14 protein-coding genes are annotated in these 17,375 nt (G+C 40.7%); 1 reads left to right on the forward strand and 13 read right to left on the reverse strand.

The window, feature by feature from the left end:
* Positions 1 to 51: 51 nt before the first annotated feature.
* The 4 genes from ffh to HMPREF1516_RS01790 all read right to left on the reverse strand — a co-directional run bounded on the left by ffh (position 52) and on the right by HMPREF1516_RS01790 (position 4,641).
* Positions 52 to 1,623, reverse strand: a complete 1,572-nt coding sequence (gene ffh, locus HMPREF1516_RS01775; protein WP_033605657.1) for a signal recognition particle protein — start codon at positions 1,621 to 1,623, stop codon at positions 52 to 54.
* A gap of 11 nt (positions 1,624 to 1,634) precedes the next feature.
* The gene (locus tag HMPREF1516_RS01780; protein ID WP_000402066.1) at positions 1,635 to 1,967 is read right to left on the reverse strand and encodes a putative DNA-binding protein; all 333 of its coding nucleotides are present in this window, start codon (positions 1,965 to 1,967) and stop codon (positions 1,635 to 1,637) included.
* A gap of 140 nt (positions 1,968 to 2,107) precedes the next feature.
* The gene (tuf, locus tag HMPREF1516_RS01785) at positions 2,108 to 3,304 is read right to left on the reverse strand and encodes an elongation factor Tu (RefSeq protein WP_007521701.1); all 1,197 of its coding nucleotides are present in this window, start codon (positions 3,302 to 3,304) and stop codon (positions 2,108 to 2,110) included.
* Positions 3,305 to 3,531: 227 nt separating this feature from the next.
* Positions 3,532 to 4,641, reverse strand: coding sequence for an AI-2E family transporter (locus tag HMPREF1516_RS01790; protein WP_000489822.1), 1,110 nt, complete (start codon positions 4,639 to 4,641; stop codon positions 3,532 to 3,534).
* Between the two features lie 103 nt (positions 4,642 to 4,744).
* On the opposite strand from HMPREF1516_RS01790, the gene pbp3 reads away from it, so the two are divergent.
* On the forward strand, positions 4,745 to 5,980 hold the full coding sequence (pbp3, locus tag HMPREF1516_RS01795) for a D-alanyl-D-alanine carboxypeptidase PBP3 (protein ID WP_033605658.1): 1,236 nt from the start codon (positions 4,745 to 4,747) through the stop codon (positions 5,978 to 5,980).
* 34 nt (positions 5,981 to 6,014) lie between these two features.
* On the opposite strand, the gene sdbB is transcribed toward pbp3, so the two are convergent.
* The 9 genes from sdbB to HMPREF1516_RS01840 all read right to left on the reverse strand — a co-directional run bounded on the left by sdbB (position 6,015) and on the right by HMPREF1516_RS01840 (position 17,303).
* Positions 6,015 to 6,560, reverse strand: coding sequence for a thiol-disulfide oxidoreductase-associated lipoprotein SdbB (gene sdbB, locus HMPREF1516_RS01800; protein WP_007521696.1), 546 nt, complete (start codon positions 6,558 to 6,560; stop codon positions 6,015 to 6,017).
* Positions 6,561 to 6,572: 12 nt separating this feature from the next.
* Complete coding sequence (ccdA2, locus tag HMPREF1516_RS01805) at positions 6,573 to 7,280, reverse strand: thiol-disulfide oxidoreductase-associated membrane protein CcdA2 (RefSeq protein ID WP_002875594.1); 708 nt, start codon at positions 7,278 to 7,280, stop codon at positions 6,573 to 6,575.
* Positions 7,281 to 7,411: 131 nt separating this feature from the next.
* Positions 7,412 to 8,272, reverse strand: coding sequence for a methionyl aminopeptidase (locus HMPREF1516_RS01810; protein ID WP_000631555.1), 861 nt, complete (start codon positions 8,270 to 8,272; stop codon positions 7,412 to 7,414).
* A 15-nt stretch (positions 8,273 to 8,287) separates the two neighbouring features.
* Positions 8,288 to 9,565: a CBS-HotDog domain-containing transcription factor SpxR gene (gene spxR / locus HMPREF1516_RS01815; RefSeq protein WP_033605659.1), complete on the reverse strand. Its 1,278-nt coding sequence runs from the start codon at positions 9,563 to 9,565 to the stop codon at positions 8,288 to 8,290.
* A complete protein-coding gene (locus HMPREF1516_RS01820) occupies positions 9,558 to 10,109 on the reverse strand; it encodes a GNAT family N-acetyltransferase (RefSeq protein ID WP_001028753.1) in 552 nt (183 codons plus the stop codon). The genes spxR and HMPREF1516_RS01820 overlap by 8 nt, the downstream gene beginning before the upstream one ends.
* 15 nt (positions 10,110 to 10,124) lie before the next feature.
* Positions 10,125 to 11,384 carry a UDP-N-acetylglucosamine 1-carboxyvinyltransferase gene (locus HMPREF1516_RS01825; RefSeq protein ID WP_001227077.1) on the reverse strand — a complete coding sequence of 420 codons (1,260 nt, stop codon included), beginning with the start codon at positions 11,382 to 11,384 and terminating at the stop codon, positions 10,125 to 10,127.
* A gap of 158 nt (positions 11,385 to 11,542) precedes the next feature.
* Positions 11,543 to 13,048, reverse strand: a complete 1,506-nt coding sequence (gene pyk, locus HMPREF1516_RS01830) for a pyruvate kinase (protein ID WP_033584120.1) — start codon at positions 13,046 to 13,048, stop codon at positions 11,543 to 11,545.
* 64 nt (positions 13,049 to 13,112) lie between these two features.
* Entirely contained in the window at positions 13,113 to 14,120 is a 1,008-nt protein-coding gene (pfkA, locus tag HMPREF1516_RS01835; RefSeq protein WP_000820879.1) for a 6-phosphofructokinase, read from the reverse strand.
* 81 nt (positions 14,121 to 14,201) lie between these two features.
* A complete protein-coding gene (locus HMPREF1516_RS01840; protein ID WP_033605660.1) occupies positions 14,202 to 17,303 on the reverse strand; it encodes a DNA polymerase III subunit alpha in 3,102 nt (1,033 codons plus the stop codon).
* Between the last annotated feature and the right edge of the window lie 72 nt (positions 17,304 to 17,375).

Below are 17,375 nucleotides of genomic sequence, written 5' to 3' on the forward strand. Positions count from 1 at the left end.
CTGAATCAGATTCAGAGTTCTTTTTTAGGTAAGCGCTTCTGCTTTCCTTTTTTATTTACGTTTCTTCTTCGCTTTTTTCATTTTGTTGGCCATACGTTTCATAGACTGTTTCATGGCAAATTCACCGATTTTACCTTTGAGACCTCCACCAAACATCTGGCTCATATCTGGCATGCCTGCGCCTCCGAGCCCCGACATATCGGGCATTCCACCTTGTCCCATCATGCCTTCGAGGGCAGACATATCCATCCCTCCCATATTTGGCATATTTTTTGGAAGGTTATTTGGATTGATTCCCATCTGCTTCATCATCTTGTTCATATCTCCAGACATGACACCTTGCATGAGCTGTTTGGCCTGGTTAAAGTCTTTGATGAATTTATTGACTTCGACAAAGGTATTTCCAGAACCTGCAGCGATACGACGGCGACGACTTGGATTTAACAAATCAGGATTTTCACGCTCCTCAGGTGTCATGGAAGACACAATGGCACGTTTGCGCGCAATCTGGCGCTCATCCACCTTCATATTTTGAAGGGCTGGATTGTTAGCCATACCTGGGATCATCTTGAGCAAGTCTTCCATTGGCCCCATATTTTGCACCTGATCCAATTGATCGATGAAATCATTGAAATCAAAGGTGTTTTCGCGCATCTTCTCAGCCATTTCAAGGGCTTTTTGCTCATCGTATTCCTGAGAAGCTTTCTCAATCAAGGTCAGCATATCCCCCATACCAAGAATACGACTTGACATGCGGTCTGGGTGGAAGGTTTCAATGTCCGTAATCTTTTCACCTGTACCAGTGAACTTGATTGGTTTTCCAGTGATGTGACGAACAGATAGAGCCGCACCACCACGAGTATCACCATCAATCTTGGTAAGGATAACCCCAGTCACTTCCAACTGAGCATTAAACTCACGCGCAACATTGGCCGCTTCTTGACCAATCATGGCATCAACGACGAGCAGAATTTCATTTGGTTGAGCTAGTGCTTTCACGTCACGAAGCTCATTCATCAAAAGTTCATCAATCTGCAAACGACCTGCCGTATCAATCAAGACATAGTCATTATGATTAGCTTGGGCTTGTTCCAAACCTTGACGAACAATCTCCACAGCTGGAACCTCTGTCCCAAGAGCGAAGACAGGCACATCAATCTGTTGTCCCAAGATCTTAAGCTGATCAATAGCAGCAGGACGATAAATATCCGCCGCAATCATCAAAGGACGGGCATTTTCTTCCTTCTTGAGTTTGTTGGCCAATTTACCAGCAAAGGTTGTTTTACCAGCCCCCTGCAAACCGACCATCATGATAATCGTCGGAATTTTAGGAGACTTGATAATCTCTGCCGTATCAGAACCTAAAACGGTTGTCAGTTCCTCATCAACGATTTTGATAATCTGTTGCGCGGGATTAAGGGTATCAATGACCTCATGCCCGACTGCACGCTCACGAACTTTCTTGATAAAGTCCTTTACAACGGGCAAGGCAACGTCGGCCTCAAGCAAGGCCAAGCGAATTTCTTTGGTTGCCTCTTGGACATCAGATTCAGAGATTTTTCCTTTTTTACGTAGATTTTTAAAGACGTTTTGCAAACGTTCTGTTAAACTTTCAAATGCCATGTTTCTTCCTCTTATTCTCTATTATCAATGCTTGTTAAAATTTCTATCTGCTCCTGCAGAAAGTCATCCTTGGGATAGCGCTCCAAAATCTGGTCAAAAATCTGACTGCGGACAATGTAGTCCGAATACATGTGCAATTTCATCTCATAATCTTCTAGAATCTTTTCTGTCCGCTTGATATTATCATAAACAGCTTGACGACTGACACCGAACTCTTCAGCAATCTCAGCAAGACTGTAGTCATCAGCATAGTAGAGTTCAATATAGTTCATCTGCTTGTCTGTCAAAAGCGCAGCATAAAATTCAAAAAGCGCATTCATACGATTGGTTTTTTCGATTTCCATAACCTTTATTATACCAAAAAAACGATTATACTGCTAGAGTAGAAGCACTTCAAATAGAACAAGAAGAAAAAAGAACCTTGCAAGGCAAGATTCTTTTAGTGTCTGACTTAAATAATTGTTCTTCTGGGAACTTAATCGAATTAAGCTTCGATTTCTGTAACCATACCTGAACCAACAGTACGTCCACCCTCACGGATAGAGAATGTAGTACCTTGTTCTACGGCGATTGGGTGGATCAACTCAACGTCGATAGTCACGTTATCACCAGGCATTACCATTTCAGTACCTGCTGGAAGTTCGATTGAACCTGTAACGTCAGTAGTACGGAAGTAGAATTGTGGGCGGTAGTTGTTGAAGAATGGAGTGTGACGTCCACCTTCTTCTTTAGTAAGGATGTAGACTTCACCTTTGAATTTAGTGTGTGGGTTGATTGAACCTGGTTTAGCGATAACTTGTCCACGTTCGATTTCGTCACGTTGAATACCACGAAGAAGTACACCTACGTTATCTCCGGCAAGACCTTCATCAAGTTGTTTACGGAACATTTCAACACCAGTAACAACTGCTTTTTTAGTTTCGTCTTTGATACCAACGATTTCGATTTCGTCGTTGACACGAACAGTACCACGGTCGATACGTCCTGAAGCAACAGTACCACGTCCAGTGATTGAGAATACGTCTTCGACTGGGAGAAGCAATGGTTTATCTGTATCACGTTCTGGTTCTGGGATGTACTCATCAACAGTATCCATCAATTCCATGATGATATCTTCGTATTTAGTATCACCTTCAAGTGCTTTAAGAGCTGAACCTTGGATAACTGGAAGATCGTCACCTGGGAAGTCGTATTCTGACAAGAGGTCACGGATTTCCATTTCAACCAATTCAAGCAATTCTTCGTCGTCTACCAAGTCAACTTTGTTCATGAAGACGATAAGGTGTTTAACACCAACTTGACGTGAAAGAAGGATGTGTTCACGAGTTTGTGGCATTGGTCCGTCAGTTGAAGCTACTACAAGGATAGCTCCGTCCATTTGAGCGGCACCAGTGATCATGTTTTTAACGTAGTCCGCGTGTCCTGGAGCGTCGATGTGAGCATAGTGACGTTTTGCAGTTTCATACTCAACGTGCGCAGTGTTGATAGTGATACCGCGTTCGCGTTCTTCTGGAGCAGCATCGATAGACGCATAGTCTTTAGGTTGGTTAACTGCTGAAGGCAAGCGACGTGCCAAAACAGTTGTGATAGCTGCAGTCAAAGTAGTTTTACCGTGGTCAACGTGTCCGATAGTACCAATGTTAACGTGTGGTTTACTACGATCGTATTTTTCTTTTGCCATTTGAGTAAAAGCCTCCAATAAAATATATTTTATAGATAGACAGTAGGCAATACAGTCTAACTTTCCTTACTATTTTATCAAATTTCTGCTAAATTGCAAGTGTTTTACACATATTTTATGAATTAATCTGAATCTTACAAAGTGCTGTTCTTCTGCTTCTTTATACAATTCAAGTTTATTTCATTCTAGCGGTATTATGTTCACAAAAAAATCAGGTTCCCCTGATTCTAAATGGATTCTGATTTTTCCAGTTCTTTAGCTTCCTTATGATTTTCATATAATTTCGCCAAGAATTTAGTGATTTCTTTGAGAATAGAATAGGTTGGCACTGCTACAATCATCCCTATGACGCCGTAGATATTACTTGACAGTAAGAGGAGCACCAAAATCGTAATCGGATGCACTTTCATAACCCCTCCAACGATACGTGGATAGAGAACATTTCCATCGATTTGCTGAATAATAAGCATATAAGCAACCGCAATCAACATACGATGAGGATCCGTGAACACATTGGCAATCACCATTGGAATCAAGCCAATACTTGGACCAACATAAGGAATTAAATTTGCGATTCCAGAGAAAATAGCAAAAACAAGAGCGTACTTTAATCCGATAACGCTATAACCAATATAGGCTAAACATCCGATAATAACCGCATCAATCGCAATTCCACTGATATAGCGCGCTATGGTTGTATTGAGATTGGTTAAAAGGCTAGAAAGATTTAATTTATCATGTTTTAAGACGGTACGTTCCAACATCGGTAGCAACTTATGACCATCCAACAAGAAATAAATCAAGAATACAGGGGTCATAATGAGAATCAGAACTGTACTAAACAAGGCTGAAAGAACACTTCCTAAACTATTGCTGACGCTATTAAGGATATTCTGGAGGATATCCACATAGGAGAGGTTAAGTTGTTGAATGGTTTGTTGAATATCAATATTTTGGAAGACTGGATTCATGGACAAATCAATGATCAAATCTTGTAGTCTACTATAGATGTTTTGACTAGAAATAATCAAGCTTGTCAACTGATTAATCAAAATCGGTAAGAGATAAACAACACCTACAACGATGGCACCAATTAAAGCACAGAGAGTGACCAAGACACCAATTAGACGATTAATCTTACATCTCTTTTCCAAAAAGGTAACGATTGGATTGGTAATGTAGTAAAAAAATCCACCTAACAAAAATGGAATCATGATGGTATTCACAACCGTCACGAAAGGAGTAATAATCGCTCCCATCTCTCTCCAAAGATAGAAAATCAGTGTTAATAATAAAATTTCAGCTGTCCAAAAAAATAATTTGTTTCTACGGAACATAGGCATCCTCCTCTATTTATTTTATCATATTTCTTCAAAAGATAAGATGGCTTTAGTATAAAAGCGAGAAAAATTTTTTTCTTTATGATAAAATAAAGCTAATATGAAAAAAATAATTCTATCTTTTATAACACTTTTTGTTTTTGGAACAGTTTCTACTGTTTCTGCTCAGGAGTTTGATGTTGCTGCTAAACATGCCATTGCTGTCGAGGCCACAACTGGAAAAATCCTCTACGAGAAAGATGCAAATCAGCCTGTAGAAATTGCTTCTATTACCAAACTTGTTACAGTCTATTTGGTCTATGAAGCTCTGGAACAAGGAACTATCAGCCTATCTACACCTGTCGATATTTCGGACTATCCTTACAAACTTACAACCAATTCTGAGGCGAGTAACGTCCCTATGGAAGCTCGAAATTATACTGTTGAACAACTATTAGAGGCTACAATGGTATCCAGTGCAAACAGCGCTGCGATTGCACTAGCAGAAAAGATTGCTGGTTCTGAGAAAGACTTTGTAGACAAGATGAGAGCTAAACTTCTTGAATGGGGAATTCAAGATGCAACTATTGTAAACACAACTGGTTTAAATAATGAGACCCTTGGCGATAATATCTATCCTGGTTCTAAAAAAGACGATGAAAACAAGTTGAGTGCCTACGACGTTGCAATAGTCGCTCGTAATCTCATCCGAGATTATCCTCAAGTTTTGGAAATCACCAAAAAACCAACTTCTACTTTTGCTGGACTTGAAATCCACTCAACCAACTATATGTTGGAAGGAATGCCAGCCTATCGTGGTGGTGTCGACGGTTTGAAAACAGGTACTACCGACAAAGCTGGTGCTTCTTTCGTTGGAACAACCGTTGAAAAAGGGATGCGTATTATTACGGTTGTTTTAAATGCGGACCAACAAGATAGCAACCCTTATGCACGTTTTACTGCAACTTCTTCACTTTTAGATTATGTTTCTGCAAACTTTGCTTTAAAAACTGTCGTTCAGAAAGGCGAAACCTATAAAGATAGCAAAGTGACAGTCCTTGATGGGAAAGAAGATAAGGTAGCTGCAATTGCTAAGTCAGATATTTCAATCGTCCAACGAGTTGGAAGTGAAACAACATCAGCTCTTCAATTCACACCAAAATCAGAAATAGCCCCACTGGAAGAAGGCAAGGTTGTCGGTACTCTAACCTATGACGATCAGGATTTGGTCGGTCAAGGTTATCTCACTTCTGAAAAACCTTCTTTTGAAATGGTCGCTGAAAAGAAAGTAGAAAAAGCCTTCTTTTTGAAGGTTTGGTGGAATCAATTTATCCGCTTTATCAATGAGAAACTATAAAAAAATCGCGAACAATCGCGATTTTTTCTTTATTTCATTTCATCTCTTTAAAAGCTGCTTCCGCATCTGCATTACTAATAGCTCCAAATTGGATTTTTCCGATTTTACCTTGACTGTCAATCAAGTATTCCGTTGGAATACTACGAATTTGGTAGGCTTGAAAGGCAGTTGCTTGGGTATCATACAAAACTGGTATATCCTTATACCCTTGCTCTTGAAACCATTTTGGAAAGTCTTGAACTGTTTTTTCACCTTGTAGACCTGGTGCAATGACACTCAAGATTTCAAAGTCTCGATCTTGTTTGGCAGCTAATTCCATCAGCTCAGGCATGCTTTTTTTACATGGTCCACACCAAGAAGCCCAGAATTTCAAATAGACCTTTTTCCCTTTATAGTCTGATAACTTCACTTCTTTGCCATCCATAGACTGCAAGGTAAAGTCTGGCGCATCCTTACCCACTGCGATTTGTTGTACAGCAGGTTGTTTTGGACTGCTTGTCTGTTTGGTTTCTTTTTCACCACAGGCAATCAATAGAAATAGAGACATAATACTCAATCCTGTAAAAATAACTTTTTTCATCTTTTTCTCCTTTTATCCAAGAATTCCTGACAAGGCATTTAACTGCCCTAGCATTAATAATAATCCCATCAAAATAATCAAAGCTCCCCCAATTTTCTTTAGTAGAATCATATGGGGTTTTAATTTACTAAAATAGGGCATAATCCAGCCCGAAGCCAAGGCCAAAACTATGAAAGGAAGGGCCATTCCCAATGTATATACTAATGTTAACACGGCTCCTTGCCAAGCACCATTCCCTCCTGAAGCCGCTAGAGCCAAGACTGAACTTAAGACTGGTCCGATACAAGGGGTCCAACCAAAACTAAAGGTTATCCCAAGTAAAAAGGCTGACAGATAGTGATTAGACTTGGATTGTTTGAAGGTGACTGTCTTTTGAACCTCCAGTTTATTGAAATGTAAGATTTCCATCTGGTGAAGTCCTAAAAGAATAATGACTATTCCCATAGCATAACGAAACCAGTCTGCATAGAGCATGTGCCCTAGGAATCCAGCTCCAAATCCTAAAATAAAGAAAATAAGGGAGATTCCTGCAATAAAGCACAAGGTCCGAATTAAACCCGACCATGCAACATCTCTTCCAAAAAAGCGAAAGCTTTTCGAATTTCCCTGATCATCCAGTAAAATACCAGCATAGACTGGTAGCAAAGGGAAGATGCAGGGTGAAAAGAAAGACAGAATGCCGGCTAAAAAAACCGATACTAAAAATATAATAGATTCCAACGAATTACCTACTTTCTCAAAATTCTAATCTTATTTTACTATAAAAGAAAAAAATTGTGACAACTTTGCTACGCTTGTCTATTTTATCTCAACTTGAAACAAAAAAAGGAGCTAAGCTCCCTTTTATCGTTCTAATAAGTTCCTTCTTCACCTTGACTAGTCAAGATAACTGGACCGTCTTTAGTAATCACGAACTGGTGTTCATACTGGCAAGACAGTCCACCGTCTATAGTCTTATGAGCCCAGCCAGTCTTCATATCTGTATCGATTTCCCAGTCACCAGTATTGATCATGGGTTCAATGGTTAGTACCATTCCTTCACGGAGACGGAGTCCACGGCCTGCAATACCATAGTTAGGAACCATTGGCTCTTCATGCATAGTGGGACCAACACCGTGTCCAACCAAATCACGTACGACACCGTAACCGCGACTTTCAGCGTATTCTTGAATGGCTGCACCGATATCACCGATACGATTTCCAACAACCGCTTTCTCAATCCCTATATACATAGCTTCCTTGGTCACGTCCATCAAGTTTTTCACTTCTTCAGACGGTGTACCAACCGCATAAGCCCAACATGAGTCTGCTAAACCACCAGTATAGCTTTGGGTGTATTTTTTCATTTGCTCAACATTATTAAAGTTGAGTTTAGAGACATTGAGGTCGGATTTGGCAATCGGGCCACCCAGTACCATATCAACCTTGAGCAAGTCTCCATCTTTCAAGATGTAATGACGTGGAAAAGCATGAGCAACTTCGTCGTTGAGAGAGCAACAGGTAGCGTATGGGTAATCCATGACTGCGCCATCCACGCCAATCTGTAGAGGAAGGAAATTTTCCTCTTTACAACGTCGACGAACGTACTCTTCAACTTCCCACATATCCACGCCTGGCTTAATCAAATCACGTAAGCCGATATGGATACTTGCTAGGAAATCACCAGCCTTGTCCATAGCTTCGATTTCACGTGCTGATTTTAAAGTTATCATTTTTTCTCCTAGATTCTAATTAATTTTAACCGTAACATTTGCTTTTGAAACAATCTGATGACCATGATAAATATCATAATCAATAATAGCTGAGCGTCTCGTGTGGTGAATAATACGAGCCCGAATCCGCAGAGTATCATCTATCTGTACAGCCTGCAAGAAATAAATCAACATCTGCTCAATGATGAGATTACGTCCGCTATTGACAACGAGGTCTTGGGTCATATGGTTGAGAATTTCAGCCAAGACTCCATTAGCAAGGACTCCATTTTTCTCCAACATGAAGGGCTCAACAGTTATGACGACTTCATCATGATGATAAGAGAGTTTTTGCCCAATTTGCTCTGAGAAAGTCGGCAAAGCAGAAACTTGGGAACGGCTCATCTTTTCCATGACATCTCGTCGTGTTACGACACCGAGTAGGGTTTGGTTGCTTCTAACTACCGGAACCATCTCAAAGTCTTCTGCAATCATTCGTTGACTGACATTGGCAATATTGGTCGCCAATCCTGTTACGAAGATGCTGCGTGTCATCACCTTGTCAATCGTCGTGCTGGGAGACTTGTCTCCTGCGTCACGCATAGTAACAACCCCAACAACCACTTGGTGTTGGTTAACGACTGGAAAACGGCTACTTCTGTTCTTACGAACCAAGTCTAGATAATCTTTGACTGTATCGGTTTCTCTCAAAAAACCATACTCATGACTGGGGCGATAGAGCTTTTCAACTGTCAGAATATCGGTTTTGATTTGAACGTTTGAGAGAGCTTTGTTAATCATGGTCGCTACTGTAAAAGTGTCATCTTTACTTCTTAGAACTGGAATCCCTTTTTTATTGGCCAACTCAAGAACATCGTCCTGAACATAGAAACCACCTGTCACGAGGACCGCATTTTCATTTTCCAAGGCTAGAAGTTGAATACGAGTTCGGTCACCTACGATCACAAGACCACCATCATGGAGATAGGATCGGATATTCTGCTCTGTCATGGCCCCAATGGAAAATTTGCTAAACTCTCTCTCCAGCCCTTCCTGACCGGCTAAAACCTCAGAGGAGGTGACTTCAGCGATTTCAGCATAGGTTAGCCGTTCAATAGCCACTTTCTTTGGCTTAACTCGTATGGTTCCACTACGTGGCCGAGTTTCAACGATGCCACGATTTTCAGCTTCTTTGATAGCTCGGTAGGCGGTTCCATCACTAACACCTAGGTGATTAGAGATACTGCGAACACTAACTCTTTTCCCAATTGGCAACTCTTCCAGATAGGACAAAATTTCCTGGTGTTTACTCATTGAATTCTCCTTTTATATATCGAAATTCAAGATAGTCCCTCATTTTTCGTGTATAGCGGTCGCTCCCCTTAAACTGTCGGAAGAGACTAAAGCCTGATTTTAAGGCTACTTTTTGACTAGCTTGATTCTCCAGATGAGTGATGATGGATAATTGTTTTAAACCAAATTCTTCAAAGGAAAGCTGACAAAGCTTGGTAACCACTTCTGTCATATAACCTTGTGACCAAGAATCCTTTTTTAAGAAATAACCAATTTCTGCTTCTTTTTTGATTTCATCAATCTTTTCAAATTTAATAGAGCCAATCATTTCCTGATTTCCTTGGAGACAAATTGCCCAAACACCTAGAGGAGCCTTCATAAAATAGTTGGCAAGCGCGTATTGACTTTCTTCTAAACTTGATTGACTAGGAAAAATAAACTGCAAATTTTCAGGATTGGAAGCAATCTCGTAAAATGCTTGACTGTCACTAAAAAAGAAAGGACGCAAATACAAGCGCTCCGTTTCAAAAAAAGAAAACATTGCTAATTTGGTCCAAATATTCATAATCACCTCAACGGTTTAGTCTTCAATGAGTGTAATATCCGCTCCGAGACTACGTAATTTCTCAATAATATCTGAGTAGCCACGCAAGATAAACTCAATATTTGTAATTTCAGTTTTACCTTCAGCCATCAAGCCAGCAATAACAAGCGCTGCACCAGCTCGCAAGTCTGTAGCTTTTACGCTTGCCCCGTGCAATCTACGACCACCATTGTAGATAATATGATCATTTGTAGTCGTAATATCCGCATCCATTTTTGCTAATTCAAAAACATGGTTAACACGTTTTTCATAAATCGTATCAATAATGGTTCCACGACCTTGAGCAGTCAGCAATAGCGGAGTTATTGGCTGTTGCAAATCAGTTGCAAATCCAGGATAAGGAGCTGTTTTGATATTGATAGCCTTCAAATCAGACTGCTCTTCAACGAAGATACTGTCTTCTGAGACCGTCATATGAACGCCCATTTCCTCTAGTTTGGCGATAAAACCTTCTAAGTGCTCATAGAGAACGTTGTTAATACGGATTCCTTTTCCTACCGCTGCAGCAAGTGAAATATAGGTTCCAGCTTCGATACGGTCTGGAATGACTTGGTGACGCGTTCCATGAAGTTTCTCAACACCATCAATAATGATAATATCAGTCCCTGCACCACGAATGTGAGCGCCCATATTGTTCAAAAGGGTAGCAACATCGATAATTTCCGGTTCACGAGCCGCATTTTCAATGACAGTACGCCCCTTAGCTTTGACCGCAGCAATCATGGTGTTAATCGTTGCACCAACGCTGACGGTATCCATGTAAATACTTGCGCCATGAAGTCCCTTACCTTGGGCAGATAAATTCATATTATCTCCCTCATAGCTAACTTTAGCACCCATGGCCTCAAAGGCTTTTAAGTGAAGATCAATCGGACGAGGCCCCAGATCACATCCACCAGGAAGTCCAACTGTAGCTTCACCAAAGCGACCTAAGAGACTTCCGTAGAAATAATAAGAAGCACGCAAGCTATTGATCTTACCATAAGGCATAGGAATATTTTGAACACCTCTTGGATCGATTTCCAAGACATCATCATAACGCTTAACAGTTGCCCCCATAATCTCCATAATTTCTACAAGACTAGCAACGTCTGAAATATCTGGAACACAATCTAAAGTGACAATATCATCTGATAAGATAATAGCTGGAATAAGCGCTACAACACTATTTTTAGCACCGCTAATGGTGATCTCACCTTGCAATGGATGTCCACCATTGATGACAATTTTTCTCATGTTATACTCTTTCAAAATTTACTAAAAAGGTCTCTTCATTCTATTATACCATAATTTTCATTTTTTTCCCATTCCTATTGATTAAACATTCCATTTCAATAAAAAAAGCCTATCACACAAGCGATAAAGCTTGATATGACAGGCTTTGTAATGTTAGATTAACGTACTGTACGGATACGCATTGTGTTTGTACGGACAGCTTCTCCAAGCGGTACACCTGCAACGATAACAATATCATCACCAGATTCTACCAAACCTTGCTCAACTGCAATTCTTTCAGCGAGATCAAACATATCATCAGTGTTTGATGGGCGATCAGTGGTTACTGGAATAACTCCCCAGTTCAACATCAAACCACGCTGAGTCAATTCATCGAAAGTGATTGCCAAGATATCAGCATCTGGACGGTATTTAGAAATCAAACGAGCAGTGTGACCTGTCTTAGTAAGAGTAACCACCAACTTGATATTCATAGAATTTGTCGCATCCTTAACAGCTGAAGCCATAACCTCAGTCTTAGAATTACGTGGCAAGTTAACAAACGACAAGCGACCGTATTCTTTTAAAAGAGTTTGAGCATTTTTGTCAATAGTTGCCATCGTAGTAACTGACTCAAGTGGATATTTACCATTTGCAGACTCACCTGAAAGCATTGTAGCGTCAGTTCCGTCGATAACAGCGTTAAACACATCTGATACTTCTGAACGCGTTGCACGTGGTTTTTCAGTCATAGTTTCAAGCATGTTTGTTGCTGTGATAGCGACTTTACCAGCTGCGTTCACTTTAGTGATGATCATTTTTTGGTAAACTGGAACCATTTCGAATGGTACTTCGATACCCATGTCACCACGAGCGATCATGATACCGTCAGCAGCTTCAATGATTTCATCCAAGTTGTCGATACCTTGTTGGTTTTCGATTTTAGCGAACAATTGAACGTGACCGTTACCAGTTTCTTCACAGATTGCACGAACTTCGTTAACGTCTTTTGCAGTACGTACGAATGAAATCGCGATGAAGTTAATACCTTGTTCAAGACCAAAGCGGATATCATCGTTATCACGTTCAGCAAGAGCTGGGAAAGGAATTTTAGTGTTAGGGATATTTACACCTTTTTGTTTAGCAATCACACCGTCATTTTCCACTTCAACTACAAATTCACGAGTTGCATCGTCTTTTTCTACAACGCGAAGACCAAGTTTACCATCGTCAACCAATACTTGGCGACCAACTTCAACGTCATCATAGATGTCAAGAGCACCAGCAACGTTCAAAGCAATCACTTCACGAGTTGATTTGATTCCTTGTTTAGTTGCAACACGGATTTTTTCACCAGTTTTGTATGAGTACTCTTTAGCTTCACCTTCGAACAACTCAGTACGGATTTCTGGTCCTTTAGTATCAAGAAGGAAACCAACTTTCTTACCTGCAAGTTTTTCTGCAAGTTTAACAGTTGCCATACGTTCACCTTGTTCTTGGTGGTCACCGTGTGAGAAGTTGAAACGGAAAGTGTTAGCTCCCGCTTCAATCAATTTAGCAATGTTTTTTGCTGAAGCTTCAACGTCAAGTTTTTCACCCCAGTATCCGTCATCACCGAATTTCTTTCCACCACGGATTTCAACCGCAGGACCCAAAGTTGCAACGATTTTTACACGTTTATTCATGATTTGTGACTCCTTTATATAATTTGACCTTTTATGGTCATTTTACCAGATTAGTTAAAGTTGATTATGACAAGCTCTTATTCAAGCTAGCAAGTTCAAGGTCAGCTTTGTGAGGGTTGTTAACAACGATTTTGCCATCAGCTGTTAGGCTGAACAAGGCTCCTTCTTCTGCTGTTCCAAGAATTGGGTTTTCAACCATTTTTTCGTTACGGATACCAACAGCGACACCACCGATTCCTTGTTTGAGAAGTTTAACAGCGTGTGCTCCCATACGTGACGCTAATACACGGTCACGAGCGGTTGGTGAACCACCACGTTGGATATGTCCAAGCTCAGTCACACGAAGGTCACTAGTATCTCCTGCTTCCTTTAGTTTCTTACCAAATTCATCGGCAGACATAACCCCCTCGGCCAAAACGATGATGTTGTGTTTTTTACCACATTCATAACCAGCTTTGATACTAGCTACGATATCTTCCATCTTGAAGCCTTCTTCAGGGATAATGATTTCATCAGCACCAGTTGCAATACCTGCCCAAAGTGCGATATCGCCAGCATTACGTCCCATTACTTCAACAACGAAAGTACGACGGTGACTTGATGATGTATCACGAATCTTATCGATTGCATCCATTGCAGTAGTAACTGCAGTATCAAATCCGATTGTGAAGTCAGTACCTACGATATCGTTATCGATTGTACCTGGAAGTCCGATAGCAGGGAATCCATGCTCAGTCAAGCGCATAGCTCCGTGATAAGAACCGTCACCACCGATAACAACGACACCTTCGATACCGTGTTTTTTCAACTGCTCAATCCCTTTAAGTTGACCTTCAAGTTGTGCAAACTCAGGGTAACGAGCAGAGTGAAGGAAAGTACCACCACGGGAAATGATGTCTCCTACTGAAGCAGCATCAAGTGGATAAATTTCGCCGGCAACCATACCTGCATACCCATCATAGATACCGAAAACTTCCATTCCTTCTGAGATTGCTTGGCGAACTACTGCACGGATGGCAGCATTCATACCAGGGGCGTCTCCACCACTGGTCAAAACAGCAATACGTTTCATTTGGTTTTTGCTCCTTTTCCTTTTAACATTCTTACTGATTATACCACATTTAAATCGAAAATTCTTCTATTTTTCGTATTTTTAGCGATAAATCGTTTTCATGGTAATTTCCTTTAATTTCTCCTGTAAAGCAGGCTCTTTTTTTACAAAATGCCGTGTAGAAACAACTGTTTTTTGCTCCTCTTCATACCTGATAATCACAGGAGTTGGGCCTTTGTATTGTTCTAGGATATTTGAAATCTCTTTATCGTATTCATGATTTTTAACTTGAATCCAGAATCGTTCCGCCACTGCTTCTTTCAAATCTTGTGCAATCATTTGCAAACGGCCATCTCGAGATTGAACCTTCCCATTGATATAGTAAAATTTCCCTTCGGAGAGGATGGGGGCGAATTTTCTATATTGATCTGAAAATACAGTCACATCCATCCGAGACTTACTGTCATGAACCTGTAGGAAAGCCATGTTCTCTCCCTTCTTGGTTCGAATCACTTTTAGTTTTTGCACTTCAACTAGGAGAGTAGCTTGAGCTCCCTCAGTAAGATTAGCAATCGGGGTCGTCGGATATAGGGCTTGTTTGGCAAGAGTTTGGAGAGGATGGGCACTGATACCTACCCCAATCAATTCCTGCTCCTTGTAAAATTTCTCCGTCTCAGTAAAATCATCAGCTTCAGTCCAACTATAGGTTGTATCCGCAAAGAGTCCACCTAACTCCTCAACAAAAACAAATAAGTTTGGTAGGTTCACTAAGATTTTCTGGCGATTCTTGTCAAATTCATCAAAGAGCCCTAGTTCAACCAAAGGAGTCAAAAGCGACAGTTTCTTGTAATTCTTGGGAAGACGTGTGACAAAATCTTCAATGCTTGAGAAAGGACGATTTTCGATGATCCAGTAAGAAAAATCTCTTGGGATGCCCTTAATGGCTTTTAGACCAAGATATATTTTCTTCTGAGCAATTTTATCGTGATAGGGAATGCTATTGATTGCTAACGGGGCTACTTCAAAGCCCATCTGCAATGCATCCACAATGTAATCGCTACTGGAATAATTCAACATGACTTGGAAGAAAATAGCGGGATAATGCGTCTTGAAATAAGCTAGCTGGAAAGCCAGTGCTGAGTAGGCATAGGCGTGAGATCGGTTAAATCCATAGCCTGCAAACTTTTCCATCACTGCAAAAACTTGGTTGGCCTTTTCTTCTGTATGCCCCAATTTCATAGCTCCAGAGATAAAATCTTCCTTCATTAAATGCATCTCTTTAGCATTTTTCTTACCCATGGCTCGTCTGAGAATGTCAGCTTTACCAAGACTGAAACCTCCAAAGCGTTGAGCAACCTGCATGACCTGCTCTTGATAGAGCATGATACCGTAGGTTGATGACAGAATGTCCTCCAAGACAGGATCCAGCACCGTCACCTTTTCTTTGCCGTGCTTCCGAGCGACAAAGTTATCAATATAATCACTAGCCCCTGGTCTGTTGAGGGAGGTTGTGGCTACTACCTCTTCAAAGACTTGTGGCTGAACTCGTTTCAAGAGTCGAATGGCACCAGGTTGTTCAAATTGGAAAATCCCCTTGGTATTTCCAGCAGCAAAGAGGGCCAGCGTTTCCTTATCTTCCAAATCAATCTCTTCGATTTTCAGATGAATACCTTCTGACTCAGCCAGTAATTCCTGCATTTTTTGGACAAAAGTTAAGTTACGCAGACCTAGAAAATCCATTTTTAAAAGGCCATTAGCTTCAACTGCATGTGCATCATATTGAGTGATCAGCATATCCTCACCGTATTTAAGTGGAATATAGTCTGTCAGGTCTTGGTCACTCATAACAACTCCTGCCGCATGGATAGAGGTCTGACGAGGATAACCTTCAATCTTTCGAGCAATCTCAAAAGCTTTTTGGTATTCAATCTTGCTATTGATAATCTGCCTAAACTGCAAATTCTTTTCATAGGCTGTCGTTAGCGTATCTCGGAAACTGATTTTTTTCGTAATATTTGTTAATTCGTACTCTGGAACGCCATAGCGTTTAAAAACATCACGAATTGCCTGTTTTGCTCCAAAGGTCGAATAAGTGACAATCTGTGCCACGTGTTGACTACCATACCGATCACGAACATAGCGAATGAACTCTGGTCTATAGAGGTCAGGAATGTCGATATCGATATCAGGCATGGTGTAGCGCTCACGATTTAAAAAGCGCTCGAAAATCAAGTTCTTTTCAACCGGATCAATCCCTGTGATATCCAGTGAGTAAGCCACTAGACTACCAACCGCAGAACCACGCCCCATTCCCATATAATATCCTTGGGAACGTCCAAAACGGAGCAAATCCCAAACTACAAGGAAATAGTCGTCAAAGCCCATATCATGAATCACAGCTAATTCCTCATTCAATCGCTCATGATAAATAGCTGAGGTTAGCCCCTTGTCACTCAAACCTTGCTTAGCCCTCTCTCGAAGTTCTTCTACTGCTGGTCTTTCAGGATTAAAGCGAGGAAGTTTTAAACTTGGGTCAACTTGATAGCTTACATTCTCTATCAAACCTTGAAGATTGGCAAGTGCCTGAGAGAAGCGATTTTTAAACCGAGCTTCTAAATCTGAGGCAGGTAAAAAAATCCCTTGTTGTGAATGCACATCCACTTCCCTAAGACTGACATTGTCCTTGACTGCCGACAAGATTTGCAAAACCTGTATATCTTCTTTTTCAAAAGAGTTGACTTGATAGAGTGGAAGAATGGATCTAGTAAAGACTTCTTGAGGAGTATCTGGACTGACACCGATATAATAGTCATAGCCTAAATCTAACTGTTCGACCCCATTAAAATAGGGAACAATAATAGCAACATCTTCGAGGTGGGAGGTGAAGTCAGACCAATTTTTCCGTCCAGTCATTTTTAAAGTGGATAACTTCATCAACTCTTGATAGCCTTTAGTAGATAGAGCTAGAAAGCGGAGAAGAATACTCTTCTCATCTTTGATCAAGGTCATTTCAAGACCAATTAAAGGTTGGATTCCATGCTTACGAGTTGCTTCTAGAAAATGATAGGCTCCATAGAGATTATCCACATCCATAATAGCAAGGTGAGAATAGCCATACTCTTTAGCCGTTTGAACGTATTTTTCAATCGAAACCACACTTTCCATAAAACTGTAAACAGTCTTGGTGTCGAGCTGCGCAATCATTTCTTCTCCTCCTTGCTTTCGTTTTACTACTATTATACCATTTTAAGTTGGATATTGAAGCAACTCGGATGC

Origin of the sequence: Streptococcus sp. CM6 (genome assembly GCF_000526095.1) — a bacterium.
In the GTDB taxonomy this organism is placed as follows: domain Bacteria; phylum Bacillota; class Bacilli; order Lactobacillales; family Streptococcaceae; genus Streptococcus; species Streptococcus oralis_BW.

Excerpts from the sequence above, each read along its gene's own strand:
- ffh (WP_033605657.1), bottom strand. The coding sequence starts at position 1,623 with ATGGCATTTGAAAGTTTAACAGAACGTTTGCAAAACGTCTTTAAAAAT.
- HMPREF1516_RS01780 (WP_000402066.1), bottom strand. The coding sequence starts at position 1,967 with ATGGAAATCGAAAAAACCAATCGTATGAATGCGCTTTTTGAATTTTAT.
- tuf (WP_007521701.1), bottom strand. The coding sequence starts at position 3,304 with ATGGCAAAAGAAAAATACGATCGTAGTAAACCACACGTTAACATTGGT.
- HMPREF1516_RS01790 (WP_000489822.1), bottom strand. The coding sequence starts at position 4,641 with ATGTTCCGTAGAAACAAATTATTTTTTTGGACAGCTGAAATTTTATTA.
- pbp3 (WP_033605658.1), top strand. The coding sequence starts at position 4,745 with ATGAAAAAAATAATTCTATCTTTTATAACACTTTTTGTTTTTGGAACA.
- sdbB (WP_007521696.1), bottom strand. The coding sequence starts at position 6,560 with ATGAAAAAAGTTATTTTTACAGGATTGAGTATTATGTCTCTATTTCTA.
- HMPREF1516_RS01810 (WP_000631555.1), bottom strand. The coding sequence starts at position 8,272 with ATGATAACTTTAAAATCAGCACGTGAAATCGAAGCTATGGACAAGGCT.
- spxR (WP_033605659.1), bottom strand. The coding sequence starts at position 9,565 with ATGAGTAAACACCAGGAAATTTTGTCCTATCTGGAAGAGTTGCCAATT.
- HMPREF1516_RS01820 (WP_001028753.1), bottom strand. The coding sequence starts at position 10,109 with ATGAATATTTGGACCAAATTAGCAATGTTTTCTTTTTTTGAAACGGAG.
- HMPREF1516_RS01825 (WP_001227077.1), bottom strand. The coding sequence starts at position 11,384 with ATGAGAAAAATTGTCATCAATGGTGGACATCCATTGCAAGGTGAGATC.
- pyk (WP_033584120.1), bottom strand. The coding sequence starts at position 13,048 with ATGAATAAACGTGTAAAAATCGTTGCAACTTTGGGTCCTGCGGTTGAA.
- pfkA (WP_000820879.1), bottom strand. The coding sequence starts at position 14,120 with ATGAAACGTATTGCTGTTTTGACCAGTGGTGGAGACGCCCCTGGTATG.
- HMPREF1516_RS01840 (WP_033605660.1), bottom strand. The coding sequence starts at position 17,303 with ATGATTGCGCAGCTCGACACCAAGACTGTTTACAGTTTTATGGAAAGT.